At 40.5% G+C, this 16,117-nt stretch carries 13 protein-coding genes, 2 pseudogenes and 1 riboswitch; of the genes and pseudogenes, 5 read left to right on the top strand and 10 right to left on the bottom strand.

All coding sequences use genetic code 11. The features are described from left to right. Positions 1-429 precede the first annotated feature (429 nt). Entirely contained in the window at positions 430-1,617 is a 1,188-nt protein-coding gene (locus NSS70_RS08775; RefSeq protein ID WP_339199719.1) for a glycosyl hydrolase family 18 protein, read from the bottom strand. Positions 1,618-1,894: 277 nt separating this feature from the next. On the opposite strand from NSS70_RS08775, the pseudogene NSS70_RS08770 reads away from it, so the two are divergent. Then, positions 1,895-2,080, top strand: a pseudogene (locus NSS70_RS08770) (ABC transporter permease); the annotation flags it as partial. A gap of 89 nt (positions 2,081-2,169) precedes the next feature. Here NSS70_RS08770 and NSS70_RS08765 read toward each other — a convergent pair. The 3 genes and pseudogenes from NSS70_RS08765 to NSS70_RS08755 form a co-directional block, all read right to left on the bottom strand. Further along, a complete protein-coding gene (locus NSS70_RS08765; RefSeq protein ID WP_339199717.1) occupies positions 2,170-2,973 on the bottom strand; it encodes a DNA-methyltransferase in 804 nt (267 codons plus the stop codon). Positions 2,974-4,292: 1,319 nt separating this feature from the next. Next, the gene (ggt, locus tag NSS70_RS08760; RefSeq protein WP_445206702.1) at positions 4,293-5,873 is read right to left on the bottom strand and encodes a gamma-glutamyltransferase; all 1,581 of its coding nucleotides are present in this window, start codon (positions 5,871-5,873) and stop codon (positions 4,293-4,295) included. Then, a pseudogene (locus NSS70_RS08755) lies at positions 5,870-6,217 on the bottom strand (MFS transporter); the annotation flags it as partial. The pseudogene NSS70_RS08755 and the gene ggt, both read right to left, overlap by 4 nt. A 695-nt stretch (positions 6,218-6,912) precedes the next feature. Here NSS70_RS08755 and NSS70_RS08750 point away from each other — a divergent pair. The 4 genes from NSS70_RS08750 (at position 6,913) to ade (ending at position 10,532) form a co-directional block, all read left to right on the top strand. After that, on the top strand, positions 6,913-7,389 hold the full coding sequence (locus NSS70_RS08750; protein ID WP_063388247.1) for an Lrp/AsnC family transcriptional regulator: 477 nt from the start codon (positions 6,913-6,915) through the stop codon (positions 7,387-7,389). Positions 7,390-7,407: 18 nt separating this feature from the next. After that, the gene (locus tag NSS70_RS08745) at positions 7,408-7,974 is read left to right on the top strand and encodes a chromate transporter (RefSeq protein WP_063388248.1); all 567 of its coding nucleotides are present in this window, start codon (positions 7,408-7,410) and stop codon (positions 7,972-7,974) included. Beyond that, on the top strand, positions 7,971-8,510 hold the full coding sequence (locus tag NSS70_RS08740; protein ID WP_094245607.1) for a chromate transporter: 540 nt from the start codon (positions 7,971-7,973) through the stop codon (positions 8,508-8,510). Before NSS70_RS08745 ends, NSS70_RS08740 begins: the two co-directional genes overlap by 4 nt. Before the next feature lie 128 nt (positions 8,511-8,638). Next, a riboswitch (purine riboswitch) is annotated at positions 8,639-8,740 on the top strand. A 49-nt stretch (positions 8,741-8,789) separates the two neighbouring features. Further along, positions 8,790-10,532, top strand: coding sequence for an adenine deaminase (gene ade / locus NSS70_RS08735; RefSeq protein WP_340881321.1), 1,743 nt, complete (start codon positions 8,790-8,792; stop codon positions 10,530-10,532). Between the two features lie 270 nt (positions 10,533-10,802). Here ade and NSS70_RS20860 read toward each other — a convergent pair whose 3' ends face one another. The 6 genes from NSS70_RS20860 to NSS70_RS08710 all read right to left on the bottom strand — a co-directional run bounded on the left by NSS70_RS20860 (position 10,803) and on the right by NSS70_RS08710 (position 16,038). Then, positions 10,803-10,988 carry a helix-turn-helix domain-containing protein gene (locus NSS70_RS20860; protein ID WP_063388251.1) on the bottom strand — a complete coding sequence of 62 codons (186 nt, stop codon included), beginning with the start codon at positions 10,986-10,988 and terminating at the stop codon, positions 10,803-10,805. Between the two features lie 426 nt (positions 10,989-11,414). Continuing rightward, positions 11,415-11,711, bottom strand: a complete 297-nt coding sequence (locus NSS70_RS08730; RefSeq protein ID WP_063388252.1) for a 4a-hydroxytetrahydrobiopterin dehydratase — start codon at positions 11,709-11,711, stop codon at positions 11,415-11,417. 115 nt (positions 11,712-11,826) lie between these two features. After that, positions 11,827-13,341 (bottom strand): cobyric acid synthase, encoded by a 1,515-nt coding sequence (locus NSS70_RS08725; RefSeq protein ID WP_340881319.1) that lies wholly within the window; start codon positions 13,339-13,341, stop codon positions 11,827-11,829. 24 nt (positions 13,342-13,365) lie between these two features. Next, the gene (locus tag NSS70_RS08720; RefSeq protein ID WP_340881318.1) at positions 13,366-13,542 is read right to left on the bottom strand and encodes a hypothetical protein; all 177 of its coding nucleotides are present in this window, start codon (positions 13,540-13,542) and stop codon (positions 13,366-13,368) included. A gap of 406 nt (positions 13,543-13,948) precedes the next feature. After that, the gene (locus NSS70_RS08715; protein WP_340881316.1) at positions 13,949-15,253 is read right to left on the bottom strand and encodes an MATE family efflux transporter; all 1,305 of its coding nucleotides are present in this window, start codon (positions 15,251-15,253) and stop codon (positions 13,949-13,951) included. A gap of 11 nt (positions 15,254-15,264) precedes the next feature. Continuing rightward, a complete protein-coding gene (locus NSS70_RS08710) occupies positions 15,265-16,038 on the bottom strand; it encodes an ABC transporter ATP-binding protein (protein WP_340882495.1) in 774 nt (257 codons plus the stop codon). Positions 16,039-16,117: the final 79 nt, after the last annotated feature.

Raw genomic sequence — 16,117 nt, 5'->3', positions numbered from 1 at the left:
ATTTAAATAACCTTAACTTACCTTAACTGACATTGTTTCATTTTCACTTAACTCTAAGAGGTTATAGATTTGAACTGTCTGACTATTACATGATTTTGACATGTTGTGCATGATTTCTTACCACTGTAGTTTTAATGTAAACTGTTCATCTATCTAACATAGATGTAACAAGGGTTTTTCCTCTTTCCTCACTTAAAAAAGTTGGTAAATCTATTTTTATATTGCACAATTCAGCACAATTTTCAGCTAAACAAATTTTGATGAGGTGTATTAAAATAAAAAGCTGTCCTAACACTTTACCAGCTATAATAAGCTAGTATTGAAGTGAAGAACAGCCGATTCCATGCTAGTATACCTTCGATTTTGATCTGCAAACAGTTGACGCCTTCTTCTTTCAGAATGTTGCGGGCTAATGCCATTTTTCTCCGCTTAGTGTCTTTGAATGATAAACTCCTCTTCAAGCAAAGTCCAATTTTGAGGGAATGGCTCGCCAAGCACCCAATACGCCACTCCATTCAGTCCGTATTCTTTTACGAGATTAAACTTTGCCTGCATGCTTTGTTCATTTTCAAACCAGACCTCATGTGTTTTGTTTTGATCATCGGTGTAGCGAAACCAAGGTGCCTGCGCCTCGTTGTCATACTGAATTTCAACTCCTTCTTTCGCCGCTAGGTCTGCTGCTTCTGCCGGAGCGATTCGTTTGGCAAATTTACCGCCTTTTTTGTATGGTAAAGTCCAATCGTACCCATACAAAGGGGCGCCCATCATAATTTTGTTTCGCGGAATGACGGAAACGGCATAATCCAGTACTTTGCGAACTTGCGGAATCGGTGAAACCGCCATTGGCGGACCGCCGGACCATCCCCATTCATACGTCATCAAAATAACAAAATCTGCTAACTCTCCATGTCTCTTATAATCATGGGCTCCGTGCCATGGTCCTCTTTGTTCATCACTCGTTTTTGGGGCCAATGCAGTTGAAACCGTAAAGCCGGCTTTGCGAACCTGCGGCAAAATCGTTTCGAGAAAGCCGTTATACAGCTCACGATCCTTTTCCCGAATATGTTCAAAGTCGATATTTAAAGCTTTATATCCTTTTGCTTTCATCGTCTGAATAACGCCATTGATCAAACTTTTAGAGGCTGTTTTATCTGTAAAGATCCGATGAGCAATATCCGGTGAAAAATTTCCTTCTGTAAAATTGGTGATGACCATCATCGGAATCGCACCGGATTTTTTAGCAGCTGCGAGTGCTTCACTGTCTTCAATTGGAACAAGACTTCCATCGGCGTTCACTCGGTAACTGAAAAAAGCTACATATGATAAATGCTGGCTGACACCTTTTAAGTCAGAAACGGATTGCTGCGGAGTGATCGGCTCAAGAAATCCAATTGAGTTAATAGGTCTTTTGTCGCGGGCCGTCTGATCAAGGTTTACCTTTTGGATTCGTTTTGCTGGAGATTGGCTATGCTGCATCCTAATGAGCGAGCTATCTCCTTCATTCTGAGTTGTCGTTCCTTGCTGTTGATCATAAGAAGCGCCCTGCTTTTTATCATTTCCATTTCCGCATCCAGAAAGAGCGAGCGAAAGGCAGAGCAAAATGACAAATTTTCTCATCACAACATCTCCTCTTGTTTTTTCTTATACTTCCTAAACAAGAGGATGAATATTCCCGAGTTTTTCACTTCTGTCCATAGATTCAGCAAATATGCGCTGGAAAAAGTATTTAAAAAAAGACTGTCGCAAAATACATAGAAATTTTTCATCTGCTGTTGACCTTTTTTACAGTTCCATTTTGCTGCGTGTTTCTCCGTACATTTTTTTCATCAGCTGCTTCGAATTTTTTTATTTACATCCTGAGCTCCAGAAGTTGCAATTTTTTTGCAGTCCTTCTACCTACGTTCTTCGTTTGTCGATATTAGAGGAATGGCCATGGGCGGAAATTGTCATATCACTTGCAATCTTAATAATAAGTGTTTGGATATTTATGAAACTAGCTGGAAAAATATTTAAAGTCGGCATCTTAATGTACGGAAAAAATGCCACGCCAAAAGAAATATGGTCTTGGATCAGACAATGATCAAAATAAAAAAATCGGCTAAACGCCGATTTTTTTATGGTTTGGTGAAGATGAATAACATTTGCAAGCTGCGTAGTTATGATCGGTCTTTATTCCCAAAATACCGGTTCGCCTTCGATATGGCAAGGCTTGGGCTGATAGATGTCTTCTTTTGTTTTAAGATAGTGATGAATTCTTTCTTCATTGGCTGTAAAAGCATTGCTTGCGATATCGCATCCTAAAAAGCGGCAGTTGTTTTTTATGGCTGCAATAGCTGACGATCCGCTCCCTAAAAACGGGTCGCAAACCGTAAATCCCTCTTCGGCACTTGCATAAATCATCGCTTGGAACAGCTCAACCGGTTTTTGCGTCGGATATTTCGAATGGTGAATTCGTTTAAACCTCCATACATCCGGAAAAGACCGGTTTCTAATTTTGCGGTTGTTTCCGTTCGTAGCAAAAATAATATATTCGTGCCTTCTTCTAAAATAATGCCCCATTCCCATATTGATTTTATCCCAAGTGATGATGTTTTTTACGTCAAAGTACTCTCTCATTAAATGCCCTAAGCTTAATAAAGAAAAAGAATCAAACATGATGTAAATGTGCCCTGTATCTTTTTTCAGCACCCTCTTGCACTCTTGTAAAAAGAGATGATAGTTTTCTTCACTGTCTTCAAATTCCGCAAACCATTTCCCATTTTCCGTTCCCTTTTGCTTATATTCACCAACGATTCTGCCCTTCCCGAGCTTCAGCTTGTTATTCATTCCAGAATAAGCAGGGTCTGTTACAATCAAGTCGATGCTTTCATCTTTTAAAGACTTTAAAAAGGATACGCAATCATTTAGTTCAATTTTTACTTCGAGATTGTTTCCATATTTAAACGTTCTCACAGATGCAGTTTCTGTGTCCATATCCAAACACCCTTTTAAAAATAAACGAGATAACTATTTTATCATACTATAGAAGAACGTACATTCTCAACCGATTTAGCTCGTATCTAGCATTTAACGCAGCGACTTTCAGTGGATTGTTGTCTTGCCTATTTATTTTAATTTTCGTATTTGGGCGTTATCTCGTGCGGATTATCTGATTATCTTATGACCTTCTCCGCATAATCCTCTGGGGACGTTATTTCCTTCTTGATCTCTGTCCAGTTTGCTCGTCCAATCAAAGTTTTCCAACCTACAGCCAAGGTATTTATCATGCACTCCAAAGCTCTCCGGTTTTTTTGTTATTTTGAAACATTTTCAGCACTCTCTTGCAGATGTATGTTGCTCAATTGGCTACAGTCCTAAACCGAAGAATAACTTTCCCGGTGTTTCATTCTGTTTCATGAGGATTCAACCATTAAGCCCCTATTTATTCCATATTTAATGACTTCGTCAACGAAGAAAAAAATAACGGAAATAGCTAAAGAAAAAACTGCAAAAAACCATAATATGATAGCAGGCAATATTCCGAAGATTATATGTAGAGCAAATGCGAAAAACCTTTTGGTAATGAAAGCAATTGCTATCGTGGGTAGTCCATAAAAGAACAGCCCAACGCTTACGTATGAAGATATCATGAGAAGATCGTGAAAAGAAGATCCTGTTTGTTGGTCAAAAAGAAATGCTACTGGCGAAATAAAATCGCTATGATAAAAGTAGAAATAACAAACGTAATGAGCGCTGTTAAAAATTTTCTTTTTATATATTAGTTATACCCCTTATTATTACTTGTAAATAATCAAATACAAATTTGATAAGTAAAAATACATAAAAAATGTTCTAATATGATTGCCTGTGTAGATGGTGAAGGAGATTAAAATGGTCATCATGGCATTTTTGGCTATTTGGTAGCAATTATATGGACCAGTATTGCGGAATATAAAATTTCATTTTGCTGTTTGTTTTTGACGAAAAGCAGCAGCTGGAAATCAATGTAAGTTTTGTTAAGGAGGTTTGATGAAAGATTTAGTCCGCGAAACAGCTTGTTGCAATCGTTGGTGTTTTCGCTTCCCTATATATTTCTACTAAAACCTTTCTTTTTGGCTGTAACTTCTCCTAATTTATTTCCAGGGTTGAATATACCGATGTGAGAACCTCTTCAAATGATAAAAGCCTGTAGAATTCCAATAATGAATTCTGCAGGCTTTGCCCTAGCTGGATACTTTCCGTAAACCCTTCTCCTATATATTTAAATATGAAACAACGGATAGCATAAATCCCCGCTTTTTATGAATTCGCCGTTACCAACCGATTGCCGCACCGTCTCCTCTTGGATCAACCCCGCCATGTAAAAAGCTTTGGTCATCAATTAATATGGCGTTGGCATGCCCCATTATTTTATCAATAGGTTCAACAACTTTCACAAGATGGCCAGCTTTGATCATCGATTCGATCACTTCTTTTGAGATGCGGCCTTCCATCTTCAATTCTTCCGTCTCTTCTCCCCACGTTCTTCCCCACACAAACCTTGGCTCATATATTGCTTCTGCAGGGCTCATTCGATAATCAATCATTCTTGTAATGATAGCTGTTTGTGTTTGCGGCTGTCCTTCTCCTCCTTGTGTTCCGTATAAAATATACGGCTTTCCATCTTTAAAAGCCATTGCAGGCATCAGCGTGTGGAACGTTCTTTTTCTCGGCGCCAAGCAATTGACATGCGAACGATCAAGAGAAAAGAACGATCCTCTGTTTTGCATTAAAATCCCTGTGTCACCAGCAACAACACATGAACCGAATTCAAAATAAAGACTTTGTATAAAGGAAACCGCATTCCCCTCTTCATCCACGACAGCCGCATGGGCAGTGTCGTTTCCGACAGGCTGAGTCTTCACTTCGCTTGCTTTTGTCAGACTGATCGATTCGGCCAGCTTTTTCGCATATGTTTTGCTTAACAATTTATCAAGCGGAATCTGGTAGAATTCGGGATCTGTCAATACTTTGTTTCGGTCTTGAAAGCTTTTTTTCAATGATTCTGTCAAAAGGTGATAATACTGAAAAGAACCGTGCGGAATCGTTTTAAAATCAAAGTTTTCTAAAATATTTAGCGCCATTAGCCCGGCAAAGCCTTGTGAATTGGGCGGAACCTGATACATGGTATAACCGCGGTAAGTTCCGCTCAGCGGTTCGACCCAATCTCCGTGATGATCCGCAAAATCATCCTCTATTAAAATCCCGCCTTTTTCTCGAAGGCTTGATACAATGCGTTTTGTTAAACTGCCTTTGTAAAAATGATCTCTTCCTTTGTTCGCTAACTCTTTCAATGTATCCGCCAATTGCTTCTGAATAAATTTTTCATTTATGCTCGGAATTCGATGATGAGGCAGGAAAATCGATGATGTTTCCGGAAATTCTCGCAGAATTTGAACATTTTTTTGCGTGTTGACATATTGATCCTTTGAAAAAGGGAATCCATTTTCCGCATATTCGATAGCAGGCTCTAAAACCTCCGCCAATGAAAGTCTTCCGTATTCTTTTATGATGGCATCCCAACTGTCAACCATTCCCGGCACGGTGATAACACTTTGAATGCCTCGATACGGAATGGCGGGTAAACCTTCGTATTTTTCAGGCGTGGCGTTATAGCCTGACCGGCCGCTGCCGTTATACGCACGAACTGCTTGATCCTTTTTACTGTAAAACAGCCAAAAAGAGTCTCCTCCGATCCCTGTCATGTGCGGATAAACGACCGCTAAGCAGGCGCTGACCGCTACCGCTGCATCGAAGGCGTTGCCCCCTTTTTGCAGTATGCGGCAACCGGCTGCCGATGCTAAATAATGCGGACTGACAACCATATTTTTCGTTCCGATCATTGATTGGCTCATTTTACTTGTTCCTCCCCCGGTTTGTAGTATTGAACGAAATGGGTCATGCGATTTGAACCTTCCGTAAATAGAAATAAAACAGCGCCGATGATTAGCAAAACACCTGACAAATAAAAGCCGATTTCAAGCTTGCCGGTGATATCGGCAAAATAGCCCGTAATATAAGGTGCAAAAATTGAAGAAAGCATTCCGCTGAAATTGAAAAAACCATACACTTTGGAGTACATGGATGACGGCGTAATTTCAGCCATATAAGATATTAATACGGGATCGAGCGCCAATTTTCCTAGCAGTCCGTAAAAAACTAATCCTGCTAGCAGCAAAGAATAATTTTGACAAATTGGCTAACGCTAAAAAATAATAAGCAGCTTTTTCATTTATTTGAAACATAACCGAAGAAAACAGCCTCTGCCGCAAAAAGATATTTTCCTGTGTCGATCCTTCTACCTTACAGAATATGAAGACAAAAAGATTGTTTCTTGTAATCAGACCTTTAACGATTTATCCATTTTAATTTTACGGAACATCTTTTTTTGTATATCTGGATCGAGCACAAGCGAAACAGCACAGTTTGAGCCCAAACAGCTTGCTTCTATAAAACAAAATGAAATGGAAAAAGTATTTCCACTATTGATGCCAACCGAAAAAAATTTCTTATTGCAAACCATATTATGTTCCCCTGAGTGGACATCGGCAAAACAAAGCAAAAAACGGATAACAATTCTTCCAAACTGATCAGTCATTATGTGATAAAAAACGGTAGATTTAAACCTCCTGTTAATCAATAGAAATGCCACCGACTTCAATTTCCTCCATCACATAAAATCATGATAGCCAGGATGTACGTTTTGACTCGATTTCATTATAAAAATCCATATAAAAAGGTGCTTTAATATTGTCACATTTTCTAACGATTTTTTTCGTTTCGTAAACAAATAAATATTTTCATTTTTTTATAGAAATCATAAAACATATTTTGTATACTAAAGGAAATTATAATTAGAAAATTAACTACATAACGAAATAAAGGGTGGTATGAATGGCATTCGAATACAACATTCCGAATTTAGACATAGACCATATTGATAAACAAATTTTAGAGAAGCTGCATGAAAACAGCCGGATATCGTATACCGATCTCGGAAAAGAAATCGGTTTGTCTCGAGTTGCCGTTCAGGCGAGAATAAACAACTTAATTGAAAAAGGAATTATCGAGAAATTTACGACGGTTATCAATCCGACGAAAATCGGCATTCATGTTTCCGCCTTTTTCAACGTTGAAGTGGAACCGCAATATTTAGAGGAAGTGGCAGAACAATTGGCGGAGGAGCATGCCGTTACAAGCTTGTACCATATGACTGGACCAAGCAAGCTCCATATGCATGGAATCTTTAAAAATAATCAAGAAATGGAAAATTTTTTAACAAAAAAATTGTATCCGATGCGCGGTGTCGTCAGCGTTGACTGTCAAATTCTCATTAAACGATACAAGAGCCGCATGGGAATGAAATTATAAAGGATGAGGGGGAGAAATATGCAAACTTCTTATAAAAGTCTTATCATGGCTATGCTGAGAACCGGAATTTTTGGATTCGGAGGCGGTCCTTCCGTCATACCGCTGTTCCGTTATGAAGCAGTTTCCAGATACCGTTGGGTAAAAGATGAAGAATTTGCAGAAATATTGGCGATTGCCAATACCCTGCCCGGTCCGATCGCGACAAAAATGGCCGCTTACTTAGGATATAAACAAAAAGGGGCATTAGGCGCTTTTATTTGCGTAGCAGCTCATATTTTGCCTACATGTTTGGCCATGATTCTATTATTCAAAATGGTCACAGCTTTAAGCGATTCACCTGTTATCCACGGTATGATTTCTGCTGTTATGCCGGTGATCGCCGCCATGCTTGGGCAGTTGGCTTACGAATTTTCCGCAAAGGCCGTGAAAGGATTGGGAAAATGGCTTGGCGTCCTGCTGATGATTGTTTCGTTTTGCCTGCTGCAAGTGATTTCGATTCATCCAGCTATTGTAATTCTAATGTTTTTAACATATGGAGCTTTCCATTTAAAACGGAAGAGCAGAAGTAAGGAGATGTCTGCATGAAAATCTGGATCAGCTTATTCATCGGTTTCTTTTTGGCCAACATACTCGGTTATGGAGGAGGACCCGCTTCCATTCCGCTTATGTATGAGGAGATTGTCAATCATTACAAATGGCTGACAAATGCAGAATTTTCCAATATGCTCGCACTGGGAAATTCTTTGCCGGGCCCTATTGCGACAAAGATCGCCGCCTATGTCGGTTATGATGTGTACGGATGGTGGGGGGCCTTCATCGCCTTGTTTGCGACTGTATTTCCGTCAGCTTTCGCTTTGATTCTGTTGTTAAAACTGATTCAACGCCACCGGGAATCTTTAGTTGTGAAAGGAATGACCTTGCTTGTACAGCCTGTTATTGCGGTCATGATGCTGCTTTTAACTTGGGAAATGATAGAAGACTCTGTCCATTCGCTCGGAATTATCCAATCGCTCATCATTGCTGCTGTATCGTTCTTTGCCTTAGAAAAATGGAAGGTTCACCCTGCCATTCTCATTATGATTTCCTTTGTTTATGGAGGAGTTGTTCTGCCCAATTTTTAAAACCGGTCTGTTTGGAGCACCAGAGAAACTGTGATTCTCAGCTTTTCGCAATACCTGAGAAAATTTTTCTGTCAAGAAATGCGCCAACTATCTTGCTTTGTTTCAATTAGAGTCGTATAATCTCTTTTTAAAAATACGAATGATTTTCTCGTATAAGTTTGGAAATACGGTCCAAACGTTTCTACCAAACTACCGTAAATAGTTTGACTACGAGAGACGATACACAACTCTCCCTGTCAAACTCAACGCGCGAGTTTACTACAGAAGGGAAAAGTGAGAATGGACAAAAACATTTTAAAGAAAAGAATCCAAGTGGCTAGCAAACAAATTCCGGCAGACATTGTGATTAAAAACGGAAAAATTGCCGATGTTTTCAATTTAGAAATTTTGCATGGAGACATCGCCATTGCGGACGGAGTGATTGCTGGAATCGGAGAATATGATGGGGTAAACATCATTGATGCCGAGAATAAATTCATCGTTCCAGGTTTCATCGACTCTCATGTCCATATTGAATCTTCGATGGTGACACCGAAGGAGTTCTCCAAAGCAGTTCTGCCCCACGGTGTGTCAACCGTTATTATAGATCCGCATGAAATTGCGAATGTCGCCGGGACGAAAGGTATATCTTTTATGCTGGAGGATTCAGAAGGCTTAGATTTAGATGTGTATTGCATGCTGCCTTCCTGCGTTCCGGCGACTTCGTTTGAAAATGCCGGCGCTGTGTTAAATGATGATGAACTTGCACCTTTTTACAAGCATCCTCGGGTGCTCGGGCTTGCGGAAGTGATGGATTTCCCAGGTGTTCAAAATTTAGATGACCGCATCATTGACAAGCTTTTAACGGCATCAGCATATAAGATCGACGGACACGGCGCAGGTCTTGGCATTGAAGGAGTCAATGTTTACAGAGCGGCCGGCATTCAAACAGATCATGAATGTGTGACAAAAGAGCAAGCAAAAGACCGCCTTGCTCGCGGAATGTACGTCATGATCCGTCAAGGATCTGCTGCAAAAAATTTGCCAGAACTAATCGGCGTGGTCAATGAAAAAAATAGCCACCGCTGTCTATTTTGTACGGATGACAAGCATTTAGACGACTTAATTGCCGAGGGAAGCATTGACTACAATATTCGTCTTGCCGTCGAGCATGGACTTGATCCTCTCATAGCGATTCAAATGGCGACGATTAATGCCGCCCAATGTTTCGGACTATCGCAAAAAGGAGCGATCGCACCTGGATATAGAGCAGATCTTGTCATAGTAGATAACTTCAAAGCTTTTACGATTGAAAAAGTTTTGAAAGCCGGAAAAGTGATAGCGGAAAACGGTCAATATATAGGATCTATAGATCAACCAAAACCTTCCGTTTTATCAAGAAATTCTGTCAATCTAAACATAAACGAGGTTACAAAAGAACGGTTGGCCATTCACGTAAAAAATAACCAAAAAGCGCATGTAATAGAAATTATTCCGAATCAAATTGAAACGGTTAAAAGAATGATGGAAGTTCCGAGCGACGGTGTTTGCTTCATCCCTTCCATTGAAAAAGATTTGGCAAAACTGGCTGTACTCGAACGCCATAAAAATACTGGAAACATTGGCCTTGCCATTGTAAAAGGATTAGGCTTAATCGGCGGTGCAGTCGCCACAACCGTCGCCCACGATTCCCATAATGTGATCGTTGCCGGCACAAACGATGAGGATATGATCTGCTCCATTCAAGAGATAAAGAGAATCGGCGGTGGGCTAGTAGTTGTGAATGATGGAAAAACGCTCGCCTCTTTGCCGCTTGTGATCGGCGGATTGATGTCAGATCAAGCATATCCAATCGTCGCCCATCAACTCGATGAATTGAACAGCAGCTTGCACAAAGTGAGCAAACATCGGCATTTCAATCTCTTCCTCACGCTCTCTTTTTTAAGTTTGCCTGTCATTCCAGAGCTCAAAATTACAGATTTAGGATTATTTGACGTCACAACGTTTCAGCACATAGAAGTTGCAGCCGAGCACGGCGTTTAAATATCGTGTAAAAAATGATTGTATGGGCTGCAAAACACATAAAAAAAGAAAACTCCGGCAAGGGAGATTGGCTCATCTGCCGGAGTTTCATTTGCCTTTTTTCGCTTAGAGTTTAAATTCTTTAAGCTTGCTAAAGCTTTCCAATACGTGTCAGAAATGATTCATTCATAAATTCGCAGGAGATGTTTTTTACACGCTTGCCCGATAGCTTAACCGTTTTTTCCGCCGGACTTTATCCCGTTCCAAAATCCTTTGCTCGATCAATAGAATTCACCTTTTTGCCAGCTCGCTTCGGTCAAAATCAAACAAATTATACAGCTTGTATGCCATCATGAGCTCAAAGCGCATATCTGCATGATTTAAATCAACATTGAGTATTTCTTCAACACGTTCAATGCGATATTCAAGTGTGCTGCGGTGTATAAATAATTCTTTCGAAGCTTCGCGGTAAATCAAAAGGATTTTTGCAGCGCTTCGGTCATGGTCATACGATTAAATTCGGCAGGTTGTTTTCCTTCAACATTGTCAATGATATCTTGAATGGTGCTATGACATGATCCGATCACTTAAAAGTTTTCCTTCAACAACATCAACTAACATCCTTGTTGCCTGCTTTGTGTGTGCAAAATTTCGTCATTTTTTTTATCCATAAATGCAGATTTTCCCCAAAAAGACCATATACACGCTTCTTGCAGCTCCGCATCATTTCAGCTGCCCATCTATTCGAGAAAAACAGGATGCCTTTTAAATCGCATCATTTTTTTGAAAACCGCTCTCCTTCTCAAGAGGAAAGAAGTCCCTTATATCGTAACTTATGGTGCGGCGGAAAATGCGGCTTTCTTCACGTCATCCGCTTCACATATAATCCACTTTTTTCCGTTCTTACCCTGCTTTTATTTTTTCATAAGCTTCATCATATTTTTTCGCCAGTTCGAAATCAAGCTTTGTGAGTCCTTTCGCTCTCTGAGACGAAATTTTTACCGTGATGAACTTATAGTCAATAGAAATGAAGGGATGATGGTTTACTTCTTCAGAAATGTCCGAAATTTGCCGCACGAATTCGATTTCTTGCAAATCGTCTTGAAAGAGGTACTTTCTTGCAATCCATCGCTCTTCAAGAAGCTTCCAATCTTCCATCTCTTGTAAAAGAGATTGCACTTCTTCATCTGTTAACCGCATGACCGTTTCCTCCCGGATTTTTATAAAAAAACAGACAGCTAAAATCACAGTGCAAAAAAGATTGCCATATGAATATAAAGAGGCGAACAAACATATCAGATTTCCGTTTATTTTCTTAGAAAAAAGATTTGCTTTGAAACCGTTCCATTTCCCGATAAATACACTCGATGTCCACATGCTTCCGGAGACAATCGGCAAGCCGGTCAAATGCTTCTTCACGAATGTTTTTCATTGATGGCCGCTCATAAATCGCCGGAAGACCTTTTCTTTTTCTTATCAAATTCAAAAATGCCGTCCGAAACTCATCGTTATGAAATATGCCATGAAAATACGTTCCAATTAGGAGGCTGTCTTGGCTTATGCAGCCGTCAACTCCTTCTTCCGTCGTAATAAATGGCGATACGTCCCCTTCATAAGAAGTTGTTCCCATATGAATTTCATAGCCTTCCACCGGCACACTACAATCAGCAAAGTGGGCCATCCCTGTTGTAAGAGTCGTCCTTTTCTCTTTCATCATGGCGGTGCGAATCGGGAAAAAACCGAATCCGTTTGCGCTCCCTATCGATGTTTCTACGTGATAAGGGTCTGAAATCTCCCTTCCGAGCATTTGATAACCGCCGCATATGCCGACAATGACTGATTTTTTCGCTCGATAAAGCTTTTCTATCGCATCCGCAAAGCCGGATTTTCGCAAAAGCAATAAGTCCTCAATTGTATTTTTTGTTCCCGGCAAAATGACAACATCCGGTTCTCTGAGTTCATTTGCCTCCTTTACATAGCGAACATGGCAATCCTTTTCATATAGAAACGGGTCAACATCGGTAAAGTTCGAAATGTGAGGAACATGAATAACAGCAATATCAATCTCGCTAGTTTTCTCATTTGTACGTGGAAACGTATCTAATATGACGGCGTCTTCCGCCTCAATGTTTAAATTAGAAATATATGGTACGACCCCTAAAACCGGTTTGCCTGTATACTCTTCAAACCAGCGAAGTCCCGGCTCCAGCAAGGAAATATCCCCGCGAAACTTGTTAATCACTACCCCAATTACGCGATCGCGATCTTCAGGCTCAAGCAGCTGCAATGTTCCTACTAAACTCGCAAATACACCGCCTCTATCAATGTCGCCGACAAGAATGACAGGAGCGTTTGTTAACCGGGCAATGCGCATATTGACAAGCTCGCGATCATTTAAGTTAATTTCCGCAGGGCTCCCCGCTCCTTCTATAACGATTCGCTCATATGTACTTGCCAAATGATGATACGCTTCTTTAATCACCTGCAAACCAAGTTCAAAAAATTCCTGCCGATACGCTGCTGCCTTATAATTTTGATACGGCTTACCGTTCACAACAATTTGTGAAGTGTGATCGCTCACAGGCTTGATCAAAATCGGGTTCATATCCGCCGTTGCGACCGTTCTTGCCGCCTCCGCCTGCACTCCTTGGGCGCGGCCGATTTCCTTGCCGTCAACGGTAATATACGAATTGAGTGACATATTTTGTGATTTAAACGGCGCCGTTCGATATCCGTCCTGCGCAAAAATTCGGCAAAAACCTGTCGCAATCACGCTTTTTCCCGCATCGGAATGCGTACCTTGAATCATGATGGGCAATGCTTTATTCATCTGTTTTTCTCCTCTCACAATCATTCACAAATGTTTCGCAAATTCCGAGTATGAAGCACCGCCGTATGAAAAGGCGGGCCAATAAATCAGGACTGCATGTAAATCCTTTATCTTCGAAAAAAAAACACGGTGGCTATTTTTTTCATTGATCACGCCGATCAATTCAGGCAAATTTTTGGCAGCAAATCTTTGACGAATCATCACGTACATTCCACGGGAAAGTCGGTCTCTTGCTTGCTTTTTTGTCGCACATTTTTAACTCGCCCACATGATGCCAATTTCCCGACATTGCTTGCCGTTCCAACAATGATGATTCTTTTCCAACATTTTTACACGGTAACTTTTTGGTTGGATTCTACTGTTTCAACAACGATGATTTATTTCCAACTCATTCATGCTCCCTTTTCAAAAATTGATGATGACTGAAGTATTATAACATCCTTCATTTTCCGCTAGTATCATGATGCACGAGATGATCAAAAATAATTGCTATGTTTCTTTGCTAAATGAAAAATCCAGCATATACAGTGATCGTGATCTGTAAGTTAAGGCATATCTTTATGTGTCCAATCGTTTGATAGACTCAGCACTTAAGATCACCGGCACCTCATTTTTTGAATAAAGTTCTGTTTAATGCTGGAACATACATAGCTAAAAACACAGACCGACCGAGGCTGAAAACAATAAAAGCAAGCCACAAACCGTGGTTATAATACATCGGAATCAAAATGAAAAGACAAACAATATATACTGCAAGAGAAATCAGCATGGAATTGCGAATCGGATTGGTCATGGTCGCTCCTGTAAAAACACCGTAGAGAATTAAACCGAAGCTTGCCGCAAGTGGAAATATCGTGACCCAAATACTGTAGGAGCTGGCCAGTTCGATCACATTCTGATTTTTCGTAAAAACAGGAATGATCGAATCTTTAAACAGTATATAAATAAGCATCATAAACAAGGGGGAAATTATCGCCCATTGCCCTGTCAACGATAAAGTGCGTTTATACAAAGCTTCATCCTTTGCACCGACAGCTTTTCCGACGAGAATACTGTTGGCATTGGCAAATCCGTCTAAAAAGTACGCCATGATGTAATGAATTTGAATGAGAACGGCATTGGCTGCCAGTATTTCGGTACCAAAAGAGGCACCTCTCGCTGTAAAAAGATTAAACACGGTTAACAAACAAATCGTGCGAATAAGCAAATCCCGATTGACCGCCATCATCTTCTTAAATTCTCCTGCATTCCACAGCTCGCTGCTAGGAATGGAGAAAAGGCGAAGATCGGAAGACTTTAACACGATATACATTCCAATGAGAAATGCAGCCACTTCTGAAATCAATGTAGCGGCAGCTACACCATTCACATCTTGATGAAAAACGTTCACAAACAACAAATCAAGTACAACATTTAATAGATTCATAAATACTTGTAAAAATAGCGAAATTTTAACACGAGACATTCCCATGAGCCATCCTAGAATGACGTAATTCGCCAGCATAAACGGGGCTCCCCAAATGCGGATCGAAAAATATTCGTCCGTGAAAGTCATGACTTTCTCATCCGGATGAATAAGCGTTAATGCGATATGCTTCATCGGCCATTGAACGAGGATAAATAGAATGCCGACGGCTAACGCAATGAGGAACGGTCTTACGAAATATAAAAAACATTGCTTGGCATCTTGCGCACCATAAGCTTGTGCGGCAAAGCCGGACGTACTGACCCGCAAAAAGCCAAACAACCAATACATCGTATTAAAAATCATCGTCCCTACAGCTACGCCGCCAATATACGCTGGATCAGGAAGCTGTCCCACTACTGCCGTATCGACAGCTCCTAATAACGGGGTGGTGATCGTTGAAATGATAAGCGGAATCGCCAAAGATAGATAAGTTCGGTGAGTCATTATTATCCCCCTTAACCTTCAAACAAGTGAATGAGCATTTTTGTATATGGGTGGCGGGCTTGAGAGAATATATCATTCTTTTGAAAGCAGTCAATAAAAGCCCCATCTTTCATTACCAAAATGCGCTCGCTTAAAAAATGAACCGACGGGAGATCATGGGAAATAAATAGATAGGATAATTCCAATTGTTTTTGCAGCTCCTTTAAAAGAGTTAATATTTGCCCTTGTGTATAGACATCTAAGCTTGCTGTCGGTTCATCTAAAATGATCAAAGACGGCTGGATGCTAATCGCACGAGCAATGGCAACACGTTGTTTTTGCCCTCCGCTTAACTCGTGGGGATAGCGATAAAGATAGCGGTCCGTCATCCCAACCATCTCTAGCAGCCGCTTTGCGCATAATTCACGGTGCTCTCTTACATCCTGCAAATAAATGGGGCAGATATTACGATGTGTATCTAATGCCTCCATGACAGAATCGATGATCTTTCGTTTTGGATTTAAAGCCGCTGCCGGATTTTGAAACACCGCTTGCATACAATGGCGAATTTTTCGAATTTCTCTTTTAGTCATTTTATGCAATGGTTGGTCATGTAAAAAAATTTCGCCTTCGCTTATTTTTTCTAACATAAGCAAGCAGCGCGCCAATGTACTTTTCCCGCTGCCGCTTTCACCGACAAGCCCGACGCATTCGCCTTTTTGTATCGATATCGACACCCCGTTGACTGCTTGATGACCTGAAGCATAAATTTTTTTGATATTTTTGGCCAATAATAGATCTTCCATCATGACATATTCCTTTCCATTGCAAAATCCAGTTTAACAGGCGAGGCAATACGCCTCATCGCTGGTACAACGCTGAATG

Source organism: Aeribacillus sp. FSL K6-2848 (genome assembly GCF_038004325.1).
GTDB lineage: Bacteria > Bacillota > Bacilli > Bacillales > Aeribacillaceae > Aeribacillus > Aeribacillus composti.
Note: the sequence above shows the minus strand (reverse complement) of the source record. Positions and strands in the feature narration are given on the sequence as shown.